35 protein-coding genes and 1 other RNA gene are annotated in these 20,795 nt (G+C 63.9%); 1 reads left to right on the plus strand and 35 read right to left on the minus strand.

The annotated features are described in order from the left end of the window. Positions 1-25: 25 nt before the first annotated feature. The 33 genes from A6723_RS13425 to A6723_RS13585 all read right to left on the minus strand — a co-directional run bounded on the left by A6723_RS13425 (position 26) and on the right by A6723_RS13585 (position 17,743). Complete coding sequence (locus A6723_RS13425) at positions 26-502, minus strand: hypothetical protein (protein WP_064979720.1); 477 nt, start codon at positions 500-502, stop codon at positions 26-28. Positions 503-1,047: 545 nt separating this feature from the next. Further along, positions 1,048-1,734 (minus strand): phage minor head protein, encoded by a 687-nt coding sequence (locus A6723_RS13435; RefSeq protein ID WP_218188781.1) that lies wholly within the window; start codon positions 1,732-1,734, stop codon positions 1,048-1,050. A 134-nt stretch (positions 1,735-1,868) separates the two neighbouring features. After that, the gene (locus A6723_RS13440) at positions 1,869-3,443 is read right to left on the minus strand and encodes a DUF935 domain-containing protein (RefSeq protein ID WP_064979723.1); all 1,575 of its coding nucleotides are present in this window, start codon (positions 3,441-3,443) and stop codon (positions 1,869-1,871) included. Then, a complete protein-coding gene (locus A6723_RS13445) occupies positions 3,443-5,026 on the minus strand; it encodes a hypothetical protein (RefSeq protein WP_064979724.1) in 1,584 nt (527 codons plus the stop codon). Before A6723_RS13445 ends, A6723_RS13440 begins: the two co-directional genes overlap by 1 nt. Continuing rightward, entirely contained in the window at positions 5,023-5,535 is a 513-nt protein-coding gene (locus A6723_RS13450; protein ID WP_064979725.1) for a DUF3486 family protein, read from the minus strand. The genes A6723_RS13445 and A6723_RS13450 overlap by 4 nt, the downstream gene beginning before the upstream one ends. Position 5,536: 1 nt before the next feature. Then, positions 5,537-5,857, minus strand: coding sequence for a hypothetical protein (locus A6723_RS13455; RefSeq protein WP_064979727.1), 321 nt, complete (start codon positions 5,855-5,857; stop codon positions 5,537-5,539). Further along, a complete protein-coding gene (locus A6723_RS13460; protein WP_054906978.1) occupies positions 5,850-6,224 on the minus strand; it encodes a hypothetical protein in 375 nt (124 codons plus the stop codon). The genes A6723_RS13455 and A6723_RS13460 overlap by 8 nt, the downstream gene beginning before the upstream one ends. After that, entirely contained in the window at positions 6,224-6,859 is a 636-nt protein-coding gene (locus A6723_RS13465; RefSeq protein ID WP_064979730.1) for a hypothetical protein, read from the minus strand. The genes A6723_RS13460 and A6723_RS13465 overlap by 1 nt, the downstream gene beginning before the upstream one ends. Continuing rightward, positions 6,856-7,119 (minus strand): hypothetical protein, encoded by a 264-nt coding sequence (locus A6723_RS13470; RefSeq protein ID WP_083192847.1) that lies wholly within the window; start codon positions 7,117-7,119, stop codon positions 6,856-6,858. The genes A6723_RS13465 and A6723_RS13470 overlap by 4 nt, the downstream gene beginning before the upstream one ends. Continuing rightward, positions 7,116-7,619 (minus strand): lysozyme, encoded by a 504-nt coding sequence (locus A6723_RS13475; protein ID WP_064979731.1) that lies wholly within the window; start codon positions 7,617-7,619, stop codon positions 7,116-7,118. The genes A6723_RS13470 and A6723_RS13475 overlap by 4 nt, the downstream gene beginning before the upstream one ends. Beyond that, on the minus strand, positions 7,609-7,953 hold the full coding sequence (locus A6723_RS13480; RefSeq protein WP_064979733.1) for a hypothetical protein: 345 nt from the start codon (positions 7,951-7,953) through the stop codon (positions 7,609-7,611). Before A6723_RS13480 ends, A6723_RS13475 begins: the two co-directional genes overlap by 11 nt. A gap of 80 nt (positions 7,954-8,033) precedes the next feature. Beyond that, the gene (locus tag A6723_RS13485) at positions 8,034-8,471 is read right to left on the minus strand and encodes a Mor transcription activator family protein (protein WP_064979735.1); all 438 of its coding nucleotides are present in this window, start codon (positions 8,469-8,471) and stop codon (positions 8,034-8,036) included. Next, positions 8,468-8,872, minus strand: coding sequence for a gp16 family protein (locus tag A6723_RS13490; RefSeq protein WP_064979736.1), 405 nt, complete (start codon positions 8,870-8,872; stop codon positions 8,468-8,470). Before A6723_RS13490 ends, A6723_RS13485 begins: the two co-directional genes overlap by 4 nt. Next, positions 8,869-9,147 (minus strand): hypothetical protein, encoded by a 279-nt coding sequence (locus A6723_RS13495; protein ID WP_064979737.1) that lies wholly within the window; start codon positions 9,145-9,147, stop codon positions 8,869-8,871. Before A6723_RS13495 ends, A6723_RS13490 begins: the two co-directional genes overlap by 4 nt. Then, positions 9,128-9,829, minus strand: a complete 702-nt coding sequence (locus tag A6723_RS13500; RefSeq protein ID WP_064979738.1) for a DUF2786 domain-containing protein — start codon at positions 9,827-9,829, stop codon at positions 9,128-9,130. The genes A6723_RS13495 and A6723_RS13500 overlap by 20 nt, the downstream gene beginning before the upstream one ends. Positions 9,830-9,834: 5 nt before the next feature. Further along, an RNA gene (locus A6723_RS13505) (hammerhead ribozyme type II) lies at positions 9,835-9,906 on the minus strand. Further along, positions 9,905-10,150: a hypothetical protein gene (locus A6723_RS13510; protein WP_064979739.1), complete on the minus strand. Its 246-nt coding sequence runs from the start codon at positions 10,148-10,150 to the stop codon at positions 9,905-9,907. The genes A6723_RS13505 and A6723_RS13510 overlap by 2 nt, the downstream gene beginning before the upstream one ends. 8 nt (positions 10,151-10,158) lie before the next feature. Next, positions 10,159-10,482: a hypothetical protein gene (locus A6723_RS13515; RefSeq protein ID WP_064979740.1), complete on the minus strand. Its 324-nt coding sequence runs from the start codon at positions 10,480-10,482 to the stop codon at positions 10,159-10,161. Position 10,483: 1 nt separating this feature from the next. Beyond that, positions 10,484-10,702, minus strand: a complete 219-nt coding sequence (locus A6723_RS13520; RefSeq protein WP_064979741.1) for a hypothetical protein — start codon at positions 10,700-10,702, stop codon at positions 10,484-10,486. Further along, positions 10,699-10,917 carry a hypothetical protein gene (locus tag A6723_RS13525; RefSeq protein ID WP_064979742.1) on the minus strand — a complete coding sequence of 73 codons (219 nt, stop codon included), beginning with the start codon at positions 10,915-10,917 and terminating at the stop codon, positions 10,699-10,701. The genes A6723_RS13520 and A6723_RS13525 overlap by 4 nt, the downstream gene beginning before the upstream one ends. Before the next feature lies 1 nt (position 10,918). Next, positions 10,919-11,194: a hypothetical protein gene (locus A6723_RS13530; protein ID WP_064979743.1), complete on the minus strand. Its 276-nt coding sequence runs from the start codon at positions 11,192-11,194 to the stop codon at positions 10,919-10,921. A 2-nt stretch (positions 11,195-11,196) separates the two neighbouring features. Continuing rightward, complete coding sequence (locus tag A6723_RS13535) at positions 11,197-11,502, minus strand: hypothetical protein (protein ID WP_064979744.1); 306 nt, start codon at positions 11,500-11,502, stop codon at positions 11,197-11,199. Positions 11,503-11,504: 2 nt separating this feature from the next. Further along, on the minus strand, positions 11,505-12,122 hold the full coding sequence (locus tag A6723_RS13540; RefSeq protein ID WP_064979745.1) for a DUF3164 family protein: 618 nt from the start codon (positions 12,120-12,122) through the stop codon (positions 11,505-11,507). A 17-nt stretch (positions 12,123-12,139) separates the two neighbouring features. Further along, positions 12,140-12,466, minus strand: coding sequence for a hypothetical protein (locus tag A6723_RS13545; RefSeq protein WP_064979746.1), 327 nt, complete (start codon positions 12,464-12,466; stop codon positions 12,140-12,142). Then, complete coding sequence (locus A6723_RS13550; RefSeq protein ID WP_064979747.1) at positions 12,450-12,836, minus strand: helix-turn-helix domain-containing protein; 387 nt, start codon at positions 12,834-12,836, stop codon at positions 12,450-12,452. Before A6723_RS13550 ends, A6723_RS13545 begins: the two co-directional genes overlap by 17 nt. Then, positions 12,833-13,582 carry a MarR family transcriptional regulator gene (locus A6723_RS13555; protein WP_175405548.1) on the minus strand — a complete coding sequence of 250 codons (750 nt, stop codon included), beginning with the start codon at positions 13,580-13,582 and terminating at the stop codon, positions 12,833-12,835. Before A6723_RS13555 ends, A6723_RS13550 begins: the two co-directional genes overlap by 4 nt. Then, the gene (locus A6723_RS13560; protein WP_064979749.1) at positions 13,575-13,754 is read right to left on the minus strand and encodes a hypothetical protein; all 180 of its coding nucleotides are present in this window, start codon (positions 13,752-13,754) and stop codon (positions 13,575-13,577) included. The genes A6723_RS13555 and A6723_RS13560 overlap by 8 nt, the downstream gene beginning before the upstream one ends. A gap of 2 nt (positions 13,755-13,756) precedes the next feature. Then, positions 13,757-14,476, minus strand: coding sequence for an AAA family ATPase (locus tag A6723_RS13565; RefSeq protein WP_064979750.1), 720 nt, complete (start codon positions 14,474-14,476; stop codon positions 13,757-13,759). A gap of 17 nt (positions 14,477-14,493) precedes the next feature. Then, a complete protein-coding gene (locus A6723_RS13570; RefSeq protein ID WP_064979751.1) occupies positions 14,494-16,539 on the minus strand; it encodes a DNA-binding protein in 2,046 nt (681 codons plus the stop codon). Further along, entirely contained in the window at positions 16,532-16,726 is a 195-nt protein-coding gene (locus tag A6723_RS13575) for a hypothetical protein (RefSeq protein WP_064979752.1), read from the minus strand. Before A6723_RS13575 ends, A6723_RS13570 begins: the two co-directional genes overlap by 8 nt. Then, positions 16,723-16,926 (minus strand): hypothetical protein, encoded by a 204-nt coding sequence (locus tag A6723_RS31760; RefSeq protein WP_139092979.1) that lies wholly within the window; start codon positions 16,924-16,926, stop codon positions 16,723-16,725. The genes A6723_RS13575 and A6723_RS31760 overlap by 4 nt, the downstream gene beginning before the upstream one ends. Positions 16,927-16,958: 32 nt before the next feature. Then, positions 16,959-17,402 (minus strand): hypothetical protein, encoded by a 444-nt coding sequence (locus A6723_RS13580; RefSeq protein ID WP_064979753.1) that lies wholly within the window; start codon positions 17,400-17,402, stop codon positions 16,959-16,961. Positions 17,403-17,404: 2 nt separating this feature from the next. Next, a complete protein-coding gene (locus A6723_RS13585; protein WP_064979754.1) occupies positions 17,405-17,743 on the minus strand; it encodes a helix-turn-helix domain-containing protein in 339 nt (112 codons plus the stop codon). 77 nt (positions 17,744-17,820) lie between these two features. Here A6723_RS13585 and A6723_RS13590 point away from each other — a divergent pair, with 77 nt between their 5' ends. Further along, positions 17,821-18,636: a helix-turn-helix transcriptional regulator gene (locus tag A6723_RS13590; protein ID WP_083192850.1), complete on the plus strand. Its 816-nt coding sequence runs from the start codon at positions 17,821-17,823 to the stop codon at positions 18,634-18,636. Between the two features lie 320 nt (positions 18,637-18,956). Here A6723_RS13590 and A6723_RS13595 read toward each other — a convergent pair whose 3' ends face one another. Together A6723_RS13595 and A6723_RS13600 are read right to left on the minus strand one after the other, a co-directional pair. Beyond that, positions 18,957-19,580, minus strand: coding sequence for a transcriptional regulator (locus A6723_RS13595; protein WP_054909131.1), 624 nt, complete (start codon positions 19,578-19,580; stop codon positions 18,957-18,959). A 77-nt stretch (positions 19,581-19,657) separates the two neighbouring features. Continuing rightward, positions 19,658-20,788, minus strand: a complete 1,131-nt coding sequence (locus A6723_RS13600) for an FAD-binding oxidoreductase (RefSeq protein ID WP_054909130.1) — start codon at positions 20,786-20,788, stop codon at positions 19,658-19,660. Between the last annotated feature and the right edge of the window lie 7 nt (positions 20,789-20,795).

The following is a 20,795-nucleotide window of genomic DNA, read 5'->3' on the forward strand; positions in this document are numbered from 1 at the left end:
GGATTAGAGGAAGGGGTTCAGCAAGTTAGGAAGGGATACGGGTCGATCCACACCCAGGAGGCTGGCGATTCGCCTTGAAGAAGTCGAATACATCGGCCAGCGCCTTATCCACCACGGCGATCTCCCGGTCGAAGTAGCCTTGTGCATCAACCTCGCTGTCTGGCGGCAGCTCGCCGGGGCCAACCAGGCTATTGATGATCCAAGCCATGGCAGATTCTGCGCCAGCGCCGTGGTCCATCTCGATCACGGCCGAGCGCATGGCCAGAATGTACCGGCCGAACAGAAGGTCCATCTCCTTTATACGCATCAGGGCGTACCGGTAACGCTCTTGCTCAAGTTCCAGGTTCGCCTGCTTGATGCCCGAGCTGACGCGAAAGGTCTCATGCTCTGCCGCGAGCCGGTCGTATTCGCTGGCCAGCACATACTTGGCGCACTGCTCGCCTTTGGAGTCTGTTCGCAAGACTCCACTGAAGTGCTCGACCTGAGTCATGTTGGTAGTCATCAGCGGTTCCCCTCCCTCACTCCAAATCGAGCCAGCAGCTCAGCGCTCAGTGTGTTCTGCAGAGCTTCAGCAGCAGGTTCTGGAATTTTCACAGTCCGCATACACTTCTGTTTCTCGTCATACCCGCTGGGCACTCCGCGAGCAGTCCACCAGGCAGTGGCGTATTGATAAGCCTCTTCCATCCGAGGGGAGTCGATCCAGAACGTGCATTGGGAAGTGGCCCAGGCGATTCTGCCGGCTTCAATGAGTCTGACTAGACGGCGGCGGATATGTCCCCAACTCAACGAAATCCCCAACTTGTCGCGATCCATTATGTGGAGCTCCTGCCCATAGCGTCGCCAGCTGTCGCCACTGATGGCGTAGAGGCCCCCTATATAGCGGGTGATTGCCCCTCTGGCCGTAACTTCAATCTGCCGCCTCCAGACCGCATCTAGTAGCTGTTCATCAGTTACCCTCTCCACATCCACCTCCATTAACCGTTAGACCGCCGTTAGATTTGCGCAGGACGCGCAAACACATCGCCTGAATACATCCGCCTCGCCTCATTACTGATCGTCGCGCCTGCGCGATTTCCTGGGCGTTCCCGGTGTCGCCAGGATGGTGGACGCCTTTTCCTTCTCTTCCAGGAGCTGTTCTGCTTGCTTCAGCCTGGGCACCGCTCCGGGGTTGTAAGCCCAGCCAGGCTCGATGCCTTCCGGCACCTGGAGCACCTGACCGGTGCGCTGGTTGATGAACTCCAGGAGCTTGCCGGTGGGCGCCTCGGTCAGGTACTTGCCGGTGGCCATCAGGCGTTCGGCCTCTCGGCGGCTGACCTGGCGCACCCAGCATTTGCAGCCCCAGCCGTTGGGCGGGAAGTGCGTCTGCCAGAACGGATCGTCTGCAGGCAGCAGGATGCCGGCCCAGCCCAGGTGCTGCTCGCGGTGGTGCCGACTGGGGCCGAGCTGGTAGAGCAGATAGGGCTGAGTCTTCTTCGTGCGCTGGATGCGGTCCCACTGGCCCGCCGCGTTGGCGGTGCGCAGGTTGGTGTCGTAGATGACGCGGAGTCGCTGCGGGCTGCCCAACTGCACCTCTCGGGTCTGGCCCGTCAGCGCATCGAGCAGGTCGGCCTTGCCCCACCAGCCGAGCTTGACCAGGATCGGCTGCAGCTCACGGCGGAAGGTGTTGAAGTCCTGGCCGTCCAGGACCATCTCGTCCACGGCGGCGCGGATCGCCTCCAGGATGTCCAGCTTCATGGCCTTGGCCACCGTGAAKATGGTGGCGTGCTCTTCCTGGAASACGTCGCGRTGGTCAAAGCYRGGCTTGATGCCCTTGGCGCGCAGCCAATCTAGCGCYTCCTTTGGCACTGGAACCTGGGGCTGAGTCGTCGTCAAAGCGCGTCCCTCACATCGCCCAGGGCGCGAGCCTTAAAGCTTGCCGATGCCAGCGCCTCGATCAGCTCGGCCGGGTCCATCTCATCGAGTAGCCCGGCGAGCCCTGCCTTGAACTCGTCGAAGTCCTTCGCCTTGTCGGCCAGCGCCTGGATGGGATCGAGCACCGGGCGCATCAGCGGCACCCAGTCGCTCAGGTCGTCGTCGGCCAGCTGGTCTAGTTCGTCGCGCTGCAGCTGCTGGGCGTTCAGGGCCAGGCGCTCTCTACTGCAGCCGCGACAGCTGCAGGTCTGTTCATGGTTGAGGGCTTGCGACATCAGTTGGTCATTGATGGGACGCAGCACTTCGGCCCCTTTCTCTGGTGCCGCAAGGCCGAATTTGTCCAGGATCGCAGCAGAATCAACACGCAGCCCCCGGTCGATGAAGGGGCCGAGCGCGTCTGCAAGTACCTTGAGGTCCTCGGGCTCCGTTACCTGGAGTACAACTCGTGGGTATTCCTCCTGCGCCCCGAAGTTCAGGTCGACGAACACGCGCACCAGGTCGCGGTTGACCGTGGCGGCCAGTTGCTTGGCGTCGGCCTTGAGGATGTCCTTGCGTACTTCGTTGTGGACGTTCGCCTGACTCTGGCTAGAGCCATCATCCGTGGTCATGGTCTGACCCAGGACGGCCTTGCTGATCTGCTTGTCCAGCCACTCGGCCAGTTTCTCGAACAGATCGGCACCACCCGCCGCGTTGGCGATCTCCTGAAACTCGATCTTCATTCCGTCCGGCATCACCGCTGCCGCATCGGCGGCTAGCTGGGCCACGGCACGGCGCAGCACGGCAATGTCGTCAGGCTTCGCACCAGGGCCGTAGCGGCCGATTCGCAACGGGATGCCGTACAGCTCGGCAAAGCGCATCCAGTCTTTCTGGCCGAACGCCTTGCACATGAACGCCACGGCGACCAGGCGAGCCACACCGCCCCGGATGGGAAGGCCTGACTTGAGCCGTGGTGTATGGATCAGAAGGCGGTCAGGAGGCAGCTCGGCCAGGGAGCCATCGAGCTGCAGCAGCTGCAGCCGCTCTCCAGTCTCTCGGTCGAACTGGAACCAGCGCGGGTCACGGTGCTTGTAGGCCTTGGGCCAAAGCTTCTCTCTGCGGTACTCCCACAGAGGCTCAACCACCGAGTATCCCTTGCCGACGGCGTCCAGGAGGTCGTCGAGCATGTCGCCAAACTGCGGCGCGTCCACCAGCTGGCGCACCGCGTCGGCAATTTCCTCCGCTCGCGGATCGCTGCTGGCGGGCTCAACGGCAATGGACAGGCCAGATACTGCGCGCTTGCGCGTGCCCAGGACCGCCGCATAGTGCGGGTCCTTCTCTTCCATTTCCTCGGCCAGCGTCAGGTAGTCCCGCGCATCGCCCTGGGCGGCCGCCTGCAGGATGGCGCGCAGCCGGCCAGGGTCGATGCTGGTTGAGATGCTGTCTGTCGACCAGGCCTGGCGCACGCCGGTAACGCTGGCCTGAACCACTTCGTCCAGGATGTTGACCTTCTGAATTGGGCGTCCAGCGCTATCAAGAATGGGAGAGTCGGCCATTACAGAACACCTCTAACGCCCCAGCCAGAGGGCTGGTGATCGTCGTCGAATTTGTCGGAGTTGGAGGGGCGCACAGCGTCGTAGCCGTATTGCTCGATCTCCATGCGGCTGGCGAAACGCGCCAGGGCGGTGGCAATACCGGCGTCACCGTGGCGCTTGCCGCCATCGGCCTCGGTACTGCGCAGGTCAGGGATGCGGGCGACCCCTCGGACCATCTTGAAGGCCCGCATGTCGCCGATAAAGTCGCGGTCGCTGGGCAGGTCGTACAGGCTTCCGTCTTCCAGGTCTGCCTTGAGGCCGGGCATGTTGTCCCGATACCAGCCCTCGGTCAGCATGACCTGGCTGATTCGGCTGTGGCCGTAGCGGATCGCGGCCGACTCGGCCAGTTGTTGGCCGTTACCACGGGCATCGTGAGCGCCTGACATGAAGCTCGGCAGGCGGTCGACGATGTAGAACAGAATCTGCTCCTGTTGCTTGAACGGCACACCCCGCAGCTCGACCAGGAATGGTGGTCGCTTGCGGCTGTCCTGCTCCATCACCAGCGGCACAATCACCGAGAGGTCGCCACTGCGGGCGAAGTCCATGCCGTAGAAACTCCAGACGGTGCGGGGCAACTGTGCCAAAAGCGGCGCAAGTTCGCGCTCACACCACGCCCAGCTGTCCGCCAGGCGCAACTGCTCATCCGTAGTGACGTAACCCACGGGGTAAGCCAGGCGCAACACCGGCACACCGGCTCGGCTGCGCTTCTCCAGGAGCGACAGCGAAAGGTAAGTGCCGCCACCCTGGCTGGGGATGCAATCCAGTTCCTCGTTGGCCGCGTCACCGTAGAAGCCGTAAACGTCCGCGACCCACTCGGCTTCATTGGCCGCGTCATAGGGGATGCCCTTGCGCAGGCACACCCGCTTGTACAAGCCATCCTCAACCGCTTCACGGAAGGTGCAACGGAACAACTCGCCCTTGCGCTTGCCCGAGCGAATCTCGTCGATCAGCTCGTTGAAAGGGTTGTCCGTGCCGTTGTGGGTGCTGATGACGTGGACCTCGCCGCCCCAGATCAGCAAGGCCAAGGCAGCCTTGAGCAGCTCAGCCAGGTCGGGGTGGAAGGCGGCCTCATCGATCACCACAACGCCCTGGCGGCCCCGCAGGTTGGAGGGTCGACTGGTCAGGGCAACGATGCGGTAGCCACTGGGGAAGGAGATGGTGAAGGTCTTGATGTGCTTGTCCGGGTCCTCGTCTTCCCAGATGCCTTGCTCGATCTCGCCGGCCGCATAGTTGAAGGCGCGCGCCCACATGGCACAGGCCTGGATGTACTCAACCGTCATGTCCTGGTTGTAGCCCAGGTAATAGACGTTCATACCTCCCGCCCTGGTTGAACTGGCGGCCACCAGCACATTGTCGGCCGCTTCTGCCCAGGTCAGGCCGATACGACGCGACTTCTCTCCGACCTTGAGCGGGGCACGAATTCCGGCCCAGCGCTGCTGGTAGCCCAGCAGCACAGCCGGTACGTCCACCACCGTGCCCTGGGAAATGATGTCAGCGAGCGGCGAGCGTTCCGGCTCAGGAGTCTGTGCAGGCCTGAGCTTCACGATGCCATCCCTAGGATTTCCCGACGAATCTCGTCGCGCGCCTGGGCGCTCAAGCCGCCTTTGGTTGTGATCTTGTCGACCTTGGCTGCAGCTGCCTCGGCTCGGTCGCGGAACTCGGCCTTCCACTTGAGCTGCACGACAGACGCGCGGCCCAGCTCGGCCACGGCCTTCGCCACCTTGGGCAGGTCCAGCTTGCCCTCGGAGGCCATCAGCAGCTTGAACAGGTGATCCTGGACCAGGCGCATCAGCGCCTCGTTGACGGCGCCCTCATCATCAGGGGCCGCTGTGACCACGGCCTTAGCCTGCTCGCTGGACTCTCGGAGCGCTGCCAGACGGTCTTCGAAACTCTGCCCGTAGGCGTGCAGAGCAGACTTGCCGATGCTGTAGCCGCGCGTCTCCAGCTCGGCCGAGAGCGCCTCGTAGCCAGAGAAGTTGGTGTCGACCAGGTACTGGTCGAGCCAAGCCTTCATCTCGGGCGGCAACTGTTTCACCTTCGAACGGGGCGGCATGTCAGGCGCTCCCGTTGCCCCAGTACTTCTCGGGGCGAGCGATACCAGGGAAGCAGTCGATGGTGTATTCGGCGATGTCCACGCCGTAGTGGGTCAGGCCGCAAATCCACTGGCCGCTGGGTTTCTTGTCCAGYGTGACCAGGCTGCGGTCCTKSAGRTAGTCCAGTTCCTTGCGCAGCTCCAGCGGCGTGGCGTCCGGGTAGATGCCCTGGATGGTGGAGAGCACGACGGYTTCGTGCGGGTCCACAGGRCGCGAGGTGTTGAGGGTCAGCAGGATGAACCAGCGGAGGGATTCCCGACGGGCCTTGGCGGGGTCAATCATTGCGCGCTCCTTTGAGCAGGATGTTTTCAAACTTGAGCGCCAAGCCGTCCAGCTTGGCCTCGATCACGGACTGCCCACGTACCCAATCCTCACGGCGGACGTACTCCATGGGCAGCTCGGCCTTGAAGTTGAGGAAGGCGCGCTCCAGCTGCTGCACCGCCAGCGCGTCCTTGTCCTGGCGCTCCAGGACCTTGGCGAAGTTCTTCTCCCAGTGCTCGCCGGCTTCGCGGCGAGCCTCGTCCTGGGCGGCGAACTTCTCGGAGAGGCGCTTCTCGAACTGCCACAGCAGCAGTCGGACCAGGCCGACCACAATCCCGGCGAAGGTGGACAGCAGCGTGATTGCCCAGCCGATCATTTCAGTTGCCATCAATGGCCCTCCAGGACGTTGATCAGAGCGTCCAGCTGAGCGGCCGTGCCTTGGCACTGCTCGGCATAGCGGACGTGGTGGGCCAGGACGGCGCGCTGGTCGACGCCTGAGGGGAGYTGCTCAGCGGGGTCGCCTGCKRTGGCCGGCGCAGCAGCTCCTGCGGGATCAACCGCGGCTGGCAYTCGGGCTCCGGTTGCTTCGTCGTAGATTCGCACCCAGCCRCGAGTAAGCACGCAAGCAGGCACAGGCTTAGGCGGGGCATCGAGCGCATCCCGGTATAGGTCGTTRACACGGGCAATCTCTCCAGAGAGTCGGTCGGTGGTGTTGCGGTACTGGCGTTTCTGCTCGGCCAGGTCGGCGGCGAGGCGGTCAGCTCGGGCGGCTTGTTCGGCCTCTCGTTTCGCGCTGGCTTTGGCATCCGCTTCCGCCTGCAGCGCTCTGCTGGCTTCTGCCTCTGCGTGCTTGCGCTGCTGTAGCTCCAGGGCGGCCTTTCCCTCGGCCTGCGCCGTGGCGTATCCCTGAGTCCGAGCGGTGTCCTGCATCGCCTGCAGGCGAAGCCCCAGGCAGTAGAGCGCCACCCCGAAGAGCACCAGGACAGCGACCGGCGCGATCCAGCGAGAGAGGTTCAGGTTCAAGGCTTGATCCTCCCTGTCACGCGGAAGGGATAGGTCGGCTCAAACTCTGGATTGACCACGGAGAGGACCAGGCAGCAGGCGCCAAAGACCATTTCCGCCACGTCCAGGGCGAACTCAGGCACACCATTGCGTGCCGCCACACTCGGGCAATCGGTGTCCAGGGCGCCCAGGTAGACCGGCACGCAACCGCAGAACAGGCCGTAGTGGGTGAAGGTGGTGCCCAGCTCGCGGGCTGGCACATGGTTGAAGAAGACGCTCACAGGTCGGCCTCGCACAGTTCGCGCTCGGCCGCACGTCGACGGACCAGRCCGCGAAGTTGCGMRCCGCCAGCGCGGGTCCAGTTGGRAAGCTGCGCGCAGGCCTGGGCGATCCGGCCCGCCTGCAGCTCGCGCAGCATGGTTGAGTGGGTGCCGCCCTTGAGCCAGACGAATCCGTCCTTCACGCCMGGMCCACCGGGGCCGACGTTGTAGATGAAGGACAGGAAGGCGGCGATGGTCTTGGCTGGAAGCCGGTCGATGACGTCCTGGGGCACCCAAGCCCCGAACACCTGGGCGGCTTCCTCCAGGCCTTTGCGGGTCAGCGCGTCGCACTGGGTGGGCGTGGCCTGGTCGCCCAGCTTCACACCTCGGGTCCAACCGTCGCAGATGGTCGGCTTGTCGACGGCATCCAGGTAGGCGACCAGCTCGCGGCCTTCGAAGTGGCCGACAACGGGCGTAGCGATCAGCAGCGCGGCTGCCAGGGCTCGCGCCTTAATTCCCATTGCCGCATCCCACCAGGGCCTTGAGCTTGGCCAGCTCGCGCTGACCTACCTCGGGCGCCGATTTCTTGAAGTCGCTGATGCGATAGCTGGTGTCATCACGGCGCGGTGCCGGCTGCGGGCCTTCGACCATCGACTGGCGGCGTCCGCTGATGAACTTGCGGTAGGCCTGGATGCGTGAAAAGCCGGTTCTGACATGCTCTTCAACCAGCTCGCGCCAATGCTCGGGACAGCGCTCCATCAGGCTGCGGCGTCGCTCTAAGCTCGACTCGGCAAGCACCATCGCGGCGTAGTCGCGCGGGCTGGTGGGGGCGTGGTTGATCGGCTGAGTGTTCATGCCGCCATAGTGCTGATGCGGCGGGCTGGGCTTTAGAGGAAGGGGTTCAGCAGAAAGACAAAGCCCCGCGAGGGCGGGGCTTAGTCGAAGAGGTCGCCGGTTGGAACGGACGCCTCAGGGAGGTATTGCTTGAGGATGATCCAGATACGACGGTCGCTGAGCTTATAAGTTCGCGCCAGTTCCGCTACCACCGTCCTGGCGCTGACACCCTCGCGCACGGCCTGATCGAACTGCCGGTGTATCTCCAGGTCACGTAGCCTTCGCAGCGCTACGTCACAGCGGGCAATGTAAAACGAATCCCCACCGAAGCGCGCTGTCAGCCGCTCAGCGGCTTCGTCTCCCACGATGTCGGCGAGCGCCGCCACCTTGATCACACCGTTACGGTTGGAGCCGTGAGCAAAGTCCCAGGTGGTGCCGCCCAGTTCGCCCACCAGGCGCAGGGCAGCTGGCATCCCTACCAGCTGGGCGATTTCCAGCACCTGTTCCGGCAACTGCTCGCGGACCTGTTCCAGGTTCATACCGGCCGCCCGTGCCGTTTGGCGTCGTAGGCCAGGGCCGCGACCAGCTTGCCCAGCTGTTTGCAGTCCATCCACTCGATCTGATCGACCTTGCAGATGCGCTTGCCCATCGTCTCGGCATAGCTCCAGGGGCGCTTTGCTTCCGCAAGGAACGCCTCAATCTTGGCCACCAGGCGCTTGCGATCATCGGATACCTCCGGCGCTGGGCGGTCCGCCGCCTTGCCGGTGGACTGCCAGCCCAGGCGCTCCAGCTCGGCCAGCACGCGGCCGATCTGGCGCGGGGTCAGCTTGGTCGACGAGGACACGCCGGCTACGCGCTCCAGGAGCGCCCGGTAGGTGTCGTCTTCCATGCCCAACTGGCGGCGGGCGATCTGGATCAGTTGGCGGCCTTTGCTGCTCATACCAGGTTCCTCGGATCGAGGGCGCGACGGTAAGCCTCGGGCTTGTTCCGCGCCAAGTTGCCCAGGAAGCGGAGTCCAAGAGTGATGGCCTCCGCTTCCTCTTCGAACCCCCCGACCTGGCACATGTCATCTATGTCGGTGCGAGTGCCGGCGTAGATTTCAAGCTTGAGCTTTTCCGCCCCTACGGCCTGCTTGTGCGCGACCTCGCGGTCGCGCAGGCGCTGCTGGCGATTGGCGTCCTGCTTGCGAACCTTGTCATTGCGTGGCTTGGCCATGATCACCTCCGGTCAGGGCCAGCGGTGCGGAGCCGCCGACGCCGTGGTTGAGTTGCACATCGTCCGCCGCGTCGATGCCTCTGCTGGCATCGCGCAGGTCACGCTGGCTGTGCTTGCCTTTCTTGTTGTTACGGTCGTTGGGCTGACTTTCCACCGTGCTCGGGTAGCGCTTGAGCATGTAGGCCTCGGTGGCCTCGGATGGTTGCGCATGCCCCGCGAACTGGTTGACCTGCTGGCGGACCGCCCACACCCAGCCTTCGCAGAACATGTCGGCGCGCTTGGTCTTGTTCGCGGGCTTGCAGCGCTTCAGCTCGCTGGTGATGTAGTCGCGGCGCGCCTTCCGCACTTGTCGCAGCAGGAGGGTCATCGTGTACCCAGCGACCTCGGCCATCTCGCCAATGAACCGCCACTGGCCTGCCAGTGAGATGAACAGCATCTGGCAGGAGTATGCCTGCGCCACCGTATGGGCTAGCGATGCTTCCCACTGGGCGGGGTTCATCTTGGAGCCACTGGCTGCGCTGTGCTCGCAGATGTCAGAGAGCGCTACGTCAGCCTCCCCGAGGCCGAACTTCTCCATCATTGCCCGCGCCTGGCGCATCGCTGCGGCCGCTTCGTGCGGGTTGCTGCTCCCGGCCAGGCGCAGCAGTTTCTTGATCTTGTCTAAAGCCTTGCTGTGATCCATGTATTCCTCGGCTGCTCRTCAGTACCCAGCCACCACGCTGGGCAGACCGCTCCGGCCAGGCCGGGGCGGTTTCGCTTAGTGGATGGTGGTTTTCTGTTCGGTCGGGGCTTGGCCCTTGGCGGCGCGAGCCGCTTTGCACTTCTCGCACTGGCAGTCACTCCGTGCGGCGGCGCGTGCAACTGCCTGCGGAACAACGACAGCTGCCAACTTCATGAGGGCCTCCGCAGCAGCTCGGGCAAAACCCTCTTGCTCGCCGTCGCCCGACATCGAGATGCTGAGCGAGCCGCTCTCTTCGGCGATGGTTATAGTGAACTTGTCCATGAATCCCCCTAACGCAGGCAGTGAAAGGTGATGTGATAGTCGCGGGCGATCTGGCGCACCCGCTTGGGATGAAGGCGCAGGTCRTGGGCCGCCATCTGMGGCGTCCATCCGCGCCTGGCCATCGCCTCGATCCGTGCGGCCATCGGCGGCAAGAGCGGACTGGGCGACGGTGCAGGCTCGTCGAAGGCATCGACCGGCTCGACTGCGGCGTCTTCCTCGATCTGGACCGCAGGCATTGGCGGCACCTGGTCCATGCCCAGGGCCTGCCGCGCCAGGCGGGCCTCGACGCGGCAGAGCGTCCGGTAGATCAGCTGTGCGGCACGCTCGTGCATGTCAGTGCCCCTCYGCAGTGATMCGCCAGCGGCTGTCGCGGCTGCCTTCGCGCACGTCTTCGATGCACTCGACKCGCAGGGCGGCRTCAGGGAAAAGCTTGTGGCCCAGGCGCTTGGCGCATTGCTCGCGGCTCCAGCTGCAGCTGGCSGACTTGCCCTTGCTGGTGGCGGTGTAGCCGTCGCCAGCGCGGCGCATGTTGAACTCGACGGAGTTGCTCATGCCTTGGCCTCCCGCATTTCCCGGAGGGCTTCCAGGACCTTTGCCACCGGGTCCAAGTACTCGCCAGTGATGGCGACCATCACCAGCTCTTTGTCGTTGTCCAGCTGCAGGTGCATGACGTCGAAGCAATCGACATCGAGCAGCTCGGCGTCCCGGATGATGTCCCGGATGCTCTTGTCCGGGTCCATGTCATCGAGCAGAGGTGCTTGTCCCATGTCACACCCCCAGCGCCCGGAAGCCGGGCGCATCGTGAGTGGACAGATCACGGATGTAGCGGGCGATGGCGCCGAGGTTGGCGCGCGGTTCTGCATCCTGCTTGGTGCCGGGTACACCGTAGGCCCGAGGACCGACCACGTATTCAGCTGTCAGGTCGATTACGCGCGCCAACACAATGGGGTCGCCCACGGCGAGGGCGAAGTAGCCGTCACCTGGGTGCTCGTCGTGCAGTTCGATCAGGCCGTCAATGCGGCACACGGCATAGGTCTTGACCATGATCACTTGCCCTCCAGGAGGAAGGGCTGATGCGAGAGCTGGGCCGGAGACTTACGGCCACTGCGCGGTGTTACAGGTGCCGCAGCAGCCTGGGGCATGACCAGCTGTCCAGGGCGCACCACCGACAGATCGGCCTCCGGCGCTTCGCCAACGATGAACTTGAAGGCATCGCCCGAGTAGTCGCGCTCAACCTCTGCCGCGCGGCTCATGATGTCGATGAACTTCAGGGCGTCCGCCTGAGGCAGCAGGAAGCGCTGGTATCCCAAGGTGACGACGCAGAGCTGCTGTTTACTGTTACGTGCGGCCATGGTCACACCCCCGCCAGATCAAGGCTGATGGGGCGGAATTGGTCGCTGTCGCCGATCCGCTCATAGAGGCGGATGTAGGACTTGGAGCCGATAACCTGGCACGCCTCGCCAATGGCCTGCATCGCCCGCTGCCAGCGCTCGTCGTCAATGGCCAGACGACGCAGAGCAAGCACGCGAGCGGTTCGGATTTCGCCCTTGGTGTCCGTGCGGAATGCGTCGTTGACCAGCGTGACGACCTCCGGGCGGGCGCCCTCGGTCCACTCCTGCAGGCATTCGTCGATCAGAGCGCGCGCCGCCTGCAGGCGCTCGTCAAAGGCAATGCTTTCCTGGATGGCGCGGACGATCTTGTACCGACCATCGAACGACATCAGCGTGACATTGCCTTTCTTCCCGCCCAGCTTGACCTGGTACTGCTCGGCGGACAGGTCAATGAACGCCTCGATGTCGCCAAAGGCTGCTGCCTTGAAGCGCTGCAGGGTGTCCTGGACTGCCAGGCCCTGCTGCACCAGGTCGACGACCAGGGCGTCACGGGTCTTGTCGATGGGCTTGATCATGTCTTCATGCACCAGGCGGCGCTGCGCGTCGAAGCGGAAGCCCTCAGGAATTGCGATTTGGTTCATGTGGTTGCTCCTGCAGATCAGTGGAAAGTGAGGTCAATGGGGGACGGGCTGGCGAAGTCGCGGTAACTGATCGGCTCGGACCAGGTGACTTCCACGCCCYGGAACTGCGCGCTGTARCGGGTGCTGCCTGCRGAGCCCTGGCGCTGGTAGCCGCAGACCAGCTTCAGRCCCACCAGRCGGCGGCCGTCCTCGGGACTGATGACCAGGCGGTATGCCTCWGGCTCGATGCGGTGCAGGCGGATACCCATGCGCTGCAGRTCRCGCGCCGCRCTGTTGAAGGTCCGCAGCCGATCAGCCAGGCGCGGGGTCAGGACTTTCAGCTGAGTGTTAGTGCTGGCTTGCATGGCTCGCCTCCAGGGCWTKSGCGCAGTTGGGGTTGTKGGTGCAGTGCTGGCAGGCCTTCCACTGCTGCATSGCCTGCGGGTTGTGCGTCGGMGCCTTCTTTTCKCGGTAGCTTTGGCACTCGATCAGGCTGATGGGCTCGCCTTGGGCTGGGCAGTCCAGCCCGCCCAGGGCGGCCACCACGCGGCGCTCGACGGCCGAAGTACTGGGCGACGGGTAGCGGTTGGAGAGCACCAGGCTGACGGCCGAGCGGCTCATGCCGATGCGCTCACCRGCACGGGTGCGGTTGGTCTGCTCGACCTCGGCGGCCAGCAGGCAGACCCACTGCGGGGGCTGTTCGCCCCAAGCGGACAGATCGACACGGGCATTCATGCGCGCACCTCTCGCCCTTCACCCAGGGCCTCGCGGATTTGCTCGATCCACGCATCTCCGTACAGCACCAGCGGGCGAGCGGTTATCAGTTCCTCCAGGAGCACACGCATGCGCTGGTTCTCGATGCGTAGGCCGGCCAGCTCGGGGCTTTCCGGCACGTCCTTGCTCCACACCACCCGGTCCAGGTTCGGGTCGTAGACCTGTTCGAAGGTGCTGCGCTGATAGACCGGRTGCTGCGGGCCGSTGTAGCGCTGGCGCACCAGGTGRTAGCGGGCAGGCTTGCCTGGGGTCCCATCGGTGCGGGTGACGTAGCCGGCGAGGGTCAGTCCCTGCAGGTAGGTGCGGGCAGCCAGTTCGGTCATGGTCACGCCGTTGACGCTGGCGTGCTCTGCGGCCTCGGCTGCGCTCATCTCGCCCAGGATGCGCAGGGTGCGCCAGATGTTCTCGACTGCAGACGGCGGCACGCGCTCGCCGCGCTTGTTCACGCGSGGAGCCTCTGCGCCTTCATCMGCCAGCAGCTTCCAGCGGGCATCACGCTGCACCAGGGCTTCAACACGCTCGACGATGCCGGCCTTCTGCAGGTCGCGCAGGTAGCTGCTGACTGCCTGATCTTCCTGGTTGGACAGGCGCGACACGTTGTAGGTGGTCAGGCCCTTCGGGTCGCGGGACAGCGAGCGGATGGCTTCCCACATGTGTTGGCGCGGGCTCTTGCCGCCAGTCATAGTGAGGTGAATGGGCTTACGCATTGCGCACCTCCGCTTCACGGAAGCGAGAGGGCGACCAGTCGCACGACTCGTCAGCCGGGATATGGCCGAACATGATCGTGCAGCGGCGGCAGTGAACGCAGTCGCCGCAGGTTTTCCCTTCGGGCAGGCTCATGTCATCGGCACCACGCGGTAGAGGCTCGCGGTTTTCCATGCTCAAGCCCTCCGCGCCGGGGCTTCGCCGGTGAACCACTCGCGATTTCCCCAGGTGGCCAGGTCAATCTTGTCGGTACCAATGGCTTGGGCCTCGGTGTGGACGCGGTAAAGGTTCACGGCCACGCGACGCAGGCACCCCTTTGTCTTGCTGCGCAGGTCTTCAAGCAGTTCATCGGCAATGGTGAGGTGGGGGTAGGTAGCGTCCACCAGGTCGCGCAAGTCGTCAGCGGTGGCCGGCTGTACCGGAACCCATTCCAGGACGCGATTGTGTAGGCGCTCCAGCTTGGCCAGGCTGGTCGGTACGCGCTCTTCCCCGATCAGGACGATGGTTCCTTGGCTGGCGTTGAAAATATCGGTGATGACGTTCGCGGCAGCCTTGTCCAGGAGGTACTGGGCATCGTCGATCAGCAGCGGGCGGTTRCTGCGGCTGAGCTGCTCGGCGATCTGGTCRACCATCTCGGACARGGTGCTGGCCGGAGTGATGCCCATGTCGCGCAGGACCGCCTGCAGGAAGGCYTTCCGRGTCCAGGTCTCACGGCACTCGACGTARTAGGCGCGGTGCTTGGTGGCGGCGAACGCTGCCGCGAAGGATTTCCCGTAACCGGTCTTGCCGTAGGCAACCACAAGGCCCGGCAGGCCTACAGGGCGGCGCATGGCGCGGTCGATRGCGTTGGCGAGAAGRCCRACGTTGGTCAGCGGAACGATTTTCTTGGCAYTCATRGTTGTTRCTCCTGTGGTCAAGCGCGGGCCAGGCCGGCCTCGGCAAAGTCGTACATGTCCTGGGTGGACTTGAATTCATCGGTGCGGGGGTAKTCGCYATGCCAGCGATGGGCCTCGGGCTCCATCTGCTCGCCAGCGGTGATACGGCGGTCGACTCGCTTCCACAGGCGGTAACGCGCCATGGAGTCGGTCGGAATCTCAAAGGTGTTGGAGGGGGCTGCCAGCGCGGCGGCATAGCGACGGGCTTCCTCAAGCGCAGCCGGTTCCAAGTCGGCGCTCGGCGCTTTGGTGGTGGCCACCAACTCAACACGCTGACCAGTGAGGTTCTCCAGCTTGTCGATACCGCGCTTGAGCTGGCCCTGTGCGCGCCGCTCGCGGCCCTTCTCGATGCGGTTCATCGGCATGTAATCGCTGGCATTGCCGTCTAGTAGCGCTTCGCCGATCAGCTCGCCGTCCATCGTGCGAACCCATACCCGGCTGGCGTCGCGGACGTCGTAGGCAATCCGCACGTCTTCGCCGTGGATGTCGCGCAGATCATTGAGGAAGTAGCGGTTGCCATCCCAAGTGACCTCGCCGCGCAGAGTGCGGCGCACCACCTGCGGACGCATCAGATCGCTGACCAGCTCGGGGGGCGCAAGCATCGGCTCCCAGCCTGTACCGCGTGCGGCCTCCCAGGCTTCGTTGGGGCTCATGTGGCGCATACGTCCGGTCTGTGGGTCGCGCATCTTCGCCAGCGCACGGTGCGGGCGGTTGTTGTACTCCTCGACCTCGACCTCGGCCGCTGCCATGAACTCGTTGTGAGTCGGGATCAGGCGGGTGCGACCATGGTCGCGCAGCTGTTGACGGCTGATGCGGTGCACCTTGGTGCCCGCGTGCTTGTCCATGTCGGCGCCGATGTAGCTGGTCAGCTTCTTGGCAGCGGCAACCCAGATGGATTGGTGAGCCCGCTCGATAAGGCCGCGAGCCTGGCTGTTGTAGGGCAGCGCGTGGACCATCTCACCCCCCAGGCGATCCACAACCTCGCGCACCGCGTCATTGGCGAAGCCGCTGCCGTTGTCCACGTAGAACAGAGCAAACATGCCGCCACGCTGGATGGCATCGCGCAGGGAATACATCACGTCGATGCTGTTCTCGGATTCGCCGATGGCCACACCCAGCACGCGGCGGGTGGCCACATCGAGAGTGGCCGTGATCTCCGGCCGGTAGGGCTTCCCGGTGATCGGGTTGATCACCTCGGCATCGAACTTGTGGCCGTCGGCTGTGTACACGTCACCGGGCAGCAGGTTCTTCGTGGTGCGGCGTCGGAACGGCTTGAAGGCCTTAAGCTCCTGCGGGCTATAGCGGCCGCGCTCACGCGCTTCCGGGCTCAGCTTGTCGAGGAAGCGCCGCACCTGGTGAATGCTCGGGAGGTCGCCCAGGTACTTCTCGGTGAACTCGGCATAGGCGCGCTCCACAGCGGGCTTGGTCGGGCGCTGGTAGCAGCGCAGGAAGTCAGCTGCCCAGGTCGGAATGCCCATGTCAGCCTTACGCCGGGCAGGGGCAAGGCCGGCTTCGCCGGCGCGGCGGTAATCTGCCAGCCAGCGCTTGAGGGTGCGTTCGGACAGCGAGCGGTCGGAGGTCTTGCGGTCGTTGGCTCGCTCGACGCGCTCGGCCAGGTACGGGCTGAGCTGGTTATCACGGGCCAGGCCGACCAAGGTCATGATCGCTCGTTGCTGGCTGACCGCCAGGCTCATGCGCTCGATCTCTCGCACGAACGACAGACGCGCAATCATCACGCCGCGCTGATCATCTGTTAGGCGTGACGCAGAAATTGCGTCACGCATTACGATATCTGGGCTGTTAGCCGGAACGACTTCCGTTTTTTCGAACTTGACTGAGGCGGCCAGCAGAGCGGCCTGGGTCTCTGACGGCAAGACGGCGAAGCTGTATTCCTGGCCGCCGCCGCGCCCCATGCGCAACTGAGCCTCCCATCCCTCGCGCTTGGCTCGCTGGTTGACCCCTTGGACAGTGCCAGGAAGCCCCGGCAGCCCGGCCAATTCTTGGGCGGTGAACCACTTACGCATGGGGCGCCTCGCTTGCCGCAAGCTCGGCGATCAGAGCGGAGCCCAGGTTCAGGGCTGCAGTGCGCAGCCATTCGCGAGCGTCGGTCCATGCGCCGACATCCACTGCCTCGCTTTCGGCCTCTACGCACCTGTAGAACTCGGTCGCGTGGCGCAGGTCGTCGAGTAGCGCCTGAGGAATACGAGTCATGGGCGACCTCCCAGCAGCCGGCCACGCCGAGCAAGTTCGTAGTCACTAATGGTCGCCATGCCGCGATCTTCCGCGCCGGACAAGCCGATCCATTCAGGATTGAACAGATGGTTGGTCGCAGGGCGTCCTTTGCCTTGAGCAGGAGTGCGTCCGTCGAAGCGGGCGCGATACTCACCAGTGCCAAAGGCATCGCGAATCATTAGCCAGGTACCTGGCTTCAAGTGCGACGGTCTCATGCGGCACCTCCTATGCGGCGGCGCAGCTCACGTGCCTGACGGGTCGCCTCCTCTTTAATGCTCTCTACACGGCCCAGCTCAGCCAGCAGGGCGTCACGCCCCCAACTAACCCGGCCACCGCGAACGGTGACGATCAGGTCAGTCAACTGATGGCTGCCGCAGACTTGCTCCAGGAGCGCTGCGCGGTAGAAAGGCAGGTTGTGATCGATGCGGGCCGTCGATGACCAGGCATCGAGCATTGCCTTGCTGATGTCTTCGCCCGACAGGCGAGACATCTGGGCGGCAACGTCAATGCGTTCAAGCCCGGTTCCCTTTGCCCCGGTCAGCATCTCGCTGACGATCTCGCTTACCTGGACSCGRAAGTCRCAGGCGCTAACCAGCTGGGGCTGCGGCACATCGAARTCGATGTTTATGGTGCGGTCGTCTTTTCCGTTACGCATGTTTATGCCTCCGTGCCTGTTTTACGGTGCCCAAGGACATAAGCTGGGTTATGCTTTTGACTACGTACGGGCATAACTTCTGAGCGCTTGGGGCGCATGCGATTGGGGTTGCCGTTGGCATCCCAGCGCTCCGGCCAGAGTTCCTGGACGTCAAGGCTCAGCGCCTTGGCGATAGCCCGCTCCATGCGCGGGTAGGCAGTACGCTTCACGTTCTTCACGGCAGGGCCGGAAACGTGCAGATCGCGTGCGAGCTTCGCCAGCGACGTGCCCTTGGCTCGTAGCTGGAACTTGATCCACTCCCAGCGCAGACCTGGGTCAGATGGGATTTCCGCTGTGTTCATGTCGTTGATCCATAGACCGCCTGGCGGGGTGGTCATGAGGTGATGTTTAACGTGTCCAACGACATAAACATAGAACCATGGAGCTTGAAAATCAATACCAGGGAGCTTCTTTCAAGTCCGACTTTCAACTTAATGGTGCTATAAGATTGGAAAATACAGATAAATCAATCGGTTACGAGAACTTGAAAGCGGATCGCCCTGGCGGTGTCTCGCTTTCAAGTTCGCGCACCGAGCTTGAAAGCGGAAAATTCAGCGAAAGACTGAAGGAGGCGATTGGCGCTCAGTCCGTTCTGGCGTTCTCTAAAGAGTGCGGGATAAGCGACAGCCTGATTAGGAAGTACCTTGCTGGCTCGCTCCCTGGTACGGATAACCTGGTGTCCATGGCAAGGGCGGCAAAAGTCAGCATCGCCTGGCTAGCAGCAGGTGAGGGGCAGAAGGTTCTGCAAAAGGAGGCGGCATACTCCGGCGAGGATGGTGTCTATGCCTATATCCCTCTCTACGATGCACGTTGCAGCTCCGGGCACGGATCGTGGAATGAGCGCGCTCGCATCCTCACGCACCTGGCGTTCACGCGCTATTCGCTTCGGAAGAAGGGACTCAGCCCTGAGAATCTGGCGTGCCTAAGGAACGACGGCGACTCGATGCTGGGGCTGATCGATGATGACGACACTGTGATGATTGATCTGAGTCGCGACAGCCTTGAGGGTGAGGGTGTCTATGTGATCCTGCTGGATGACCACTTGTTCGCTAAGCGGCTGCAACGTCAGTTTGACGGAGCAATTCATATCATCAGCGAGAACAAGGCATACCCCATGATGACAGTGCCGAGGGCCAGCATGAATCAGCTGCAGATCATCGGGCGTGTGGTGTGGGCGGGGGGCTGGCTAATCTGAGGGGCCCCCGCATCGCCTCTCGGAGCAATGCCAAAGGCTTTGCGAAATCCAGGCCCAGGGGGCGTTACCGGCCCGTTTCGACCTTGCATCCGTTTGGCACCACCCATCCACCTACAGGCCGCGTCATTCGGGCTTATCCGGCTTCATCCGGGCTCTTCCGGCAGCACTCCACCAGTGCCAACCTCATAACCTCCTCACACAAAGCCAAAGTGAGGTTCGCGAGCAAGCTCGCTCCTACGAAAAGTGCACGGCGCGTTCCGGCAACCTGTAGGAGCGAGCTTGCTCGCGAAACGGAGCGAAAAACGCGGGAAGGAGTCGGCTCACACCTCCTCCTTCAACTCCTTCAGGTGCTTGTACACCGTCGCCCGGCCCATGTTCAGTACGTTGGCCACATAGTTCGCCGCGCTCTTGCCCTTGAATGCGCCTTCGGCGTGCAGGGCCAGGACCAGCTCGCGCTTGTGGTCGCGGCTGAGGGTGGAGAGGCTCAGCTGACGCTGCTGCAGCCAGCCATGCAGGAAGGTGTTGATGCGCTCCTGCCAGTCGTCGCGGAACAAGGCGTCCGGCTGCGGGATGACCTTGCTGGAGGAGAGGAACAGGTCCAGCGCCGCCTTGGCGGTCTCGAACAGCGTGATGTTGAGGTTGATGCACAGCACCGCCAGCGGCTCGCCCTTGGCGTCGCGCAGCACGGTGCTGATGGAGCGGATCTTCTGGCCGTCCCAGTTGAGCTTCTCGTAGGGGCCGATGTTGCGTTCGTCGTGGCCGCCTTCGAGCATGTCTTCCAGAGCGGAGTCGTCGCCGATCTCGCGCTTGGAGATGTTGTTCGCCAGGTACGCCACGCGCTGGTTGCGCAGGTCGTGGATGACCACTTCGGCGTGGGGGAAGAACAGCGCGGCGATGGCGTCGGCGATGGCCTTGTAGTTGTCCAGCGGATCAGCGGCGGTCATGGGCAAGGCTCTCGAAGGCGATGAAGCGGGCGCTGGCGAGTGTGCCGCAGCGCCCGCGGGCTGTCACGACTGGTGGCTCACTTGGCCAGCAGGCGCGCCGGGGACAGCATCTCGGCGCTCAGGCCGTGACGGGCCAGGTGCTCGGGCAGCGCTTCGCGGCGGATCAGCGCGGCGCTGGCTTCGCCCATCGCGGCCGAGGTCTGGATGCCATAGCCTCCCTGGCCGGCGACCCAGTACAAGCCGGGCGTGGCCGGGTCGTAGCCGGAAACCAGGTCGCCGTCGGCGAAGAACGAACGTAGCCCCGCCCAGGTGTGGCTCGGGCGGCGGATGCTGAGGGTGGTGTGTTCTTCGATCTGGTAGATGCCCAGGGCGATGTCCAGCTCTTCGGGCTGCACGTCGTGGGGCTCCACCGGGTCGGCGTTGGCCGGCGAGCCGAGCAGCATGCCGGCGTCGGGCTTGAAGTAGAAGGACTCGTCCAGGCTGACCAATACCGGCCAGGCATGGCTGTCCACACCTTCCGGCGGGCTGAACAGGAAGGCGGCGCGGCGCTTGGGTGTCAGGCCCAGCGGCGCGGCACCGGCCAGTTCGGCGATCTTGTCCGACCAGCTGCCAGCGGCGTTGACCAGCACCGGCGCACGGTAGGTTTGCTGCGCGCAGCGTACTTCCCAGGCGCTGTCGATGCGCTTGATCTCCAGGGCTTCGCTGTCCAGTTGCACGCTGCCGCCGTTGCGACGGATGCCGCGCAGGTAACCTTGCAGCAGGCCATCGGTGTCGATGTCGGCGGCGCTGGGGTCGAGCATCGCGCCGTGGACTTTCTCGCGGCGCAGCACCGGGACGACGGCGCAGGCTTCGTCGGCATCCAGCAGGCGCATTTCCGGCACGCTGGCGAGGGCACTCTGGTACTGACGCTGGAGCTCTTCCGGGTTGCCTTCGAAATCCACGGTCATCTCGCCGCGCGGGGTGAGGATCGGGTGTTCGACGAAGCCTTCCGGCGGATTGTCGAAGAAGGCACGGCTGGCGGCGGTCAGCGCACGCACCTGCGGCGTGCCGTAGGCGACGGTATAGAGCGCTGCCGAGCGGCCGGTGGAATGGTAGCCGGCGTGGGACTCGCGCTCCAGCACGGCGACCTTGCCGTAGCGGGAGAGGAAGTAGCCGGTAGAGGCGCCGGCGATGCCGCCGCCGATAATGAGGAAGTCGACTTCGATCATGTTCGTC

Origin of the sequence: Pseudomonas sp. AU11447 (genome assembly GCF_001672555.2) — a bacterium.
Taxonomy (GTDB): Bacteria; Pseudomonadota; Gammaproteobacteria; order Pseudomonadales; family Pseudomonadaceae; genus Pseudomonas; species Pseudomonas nitroreducens.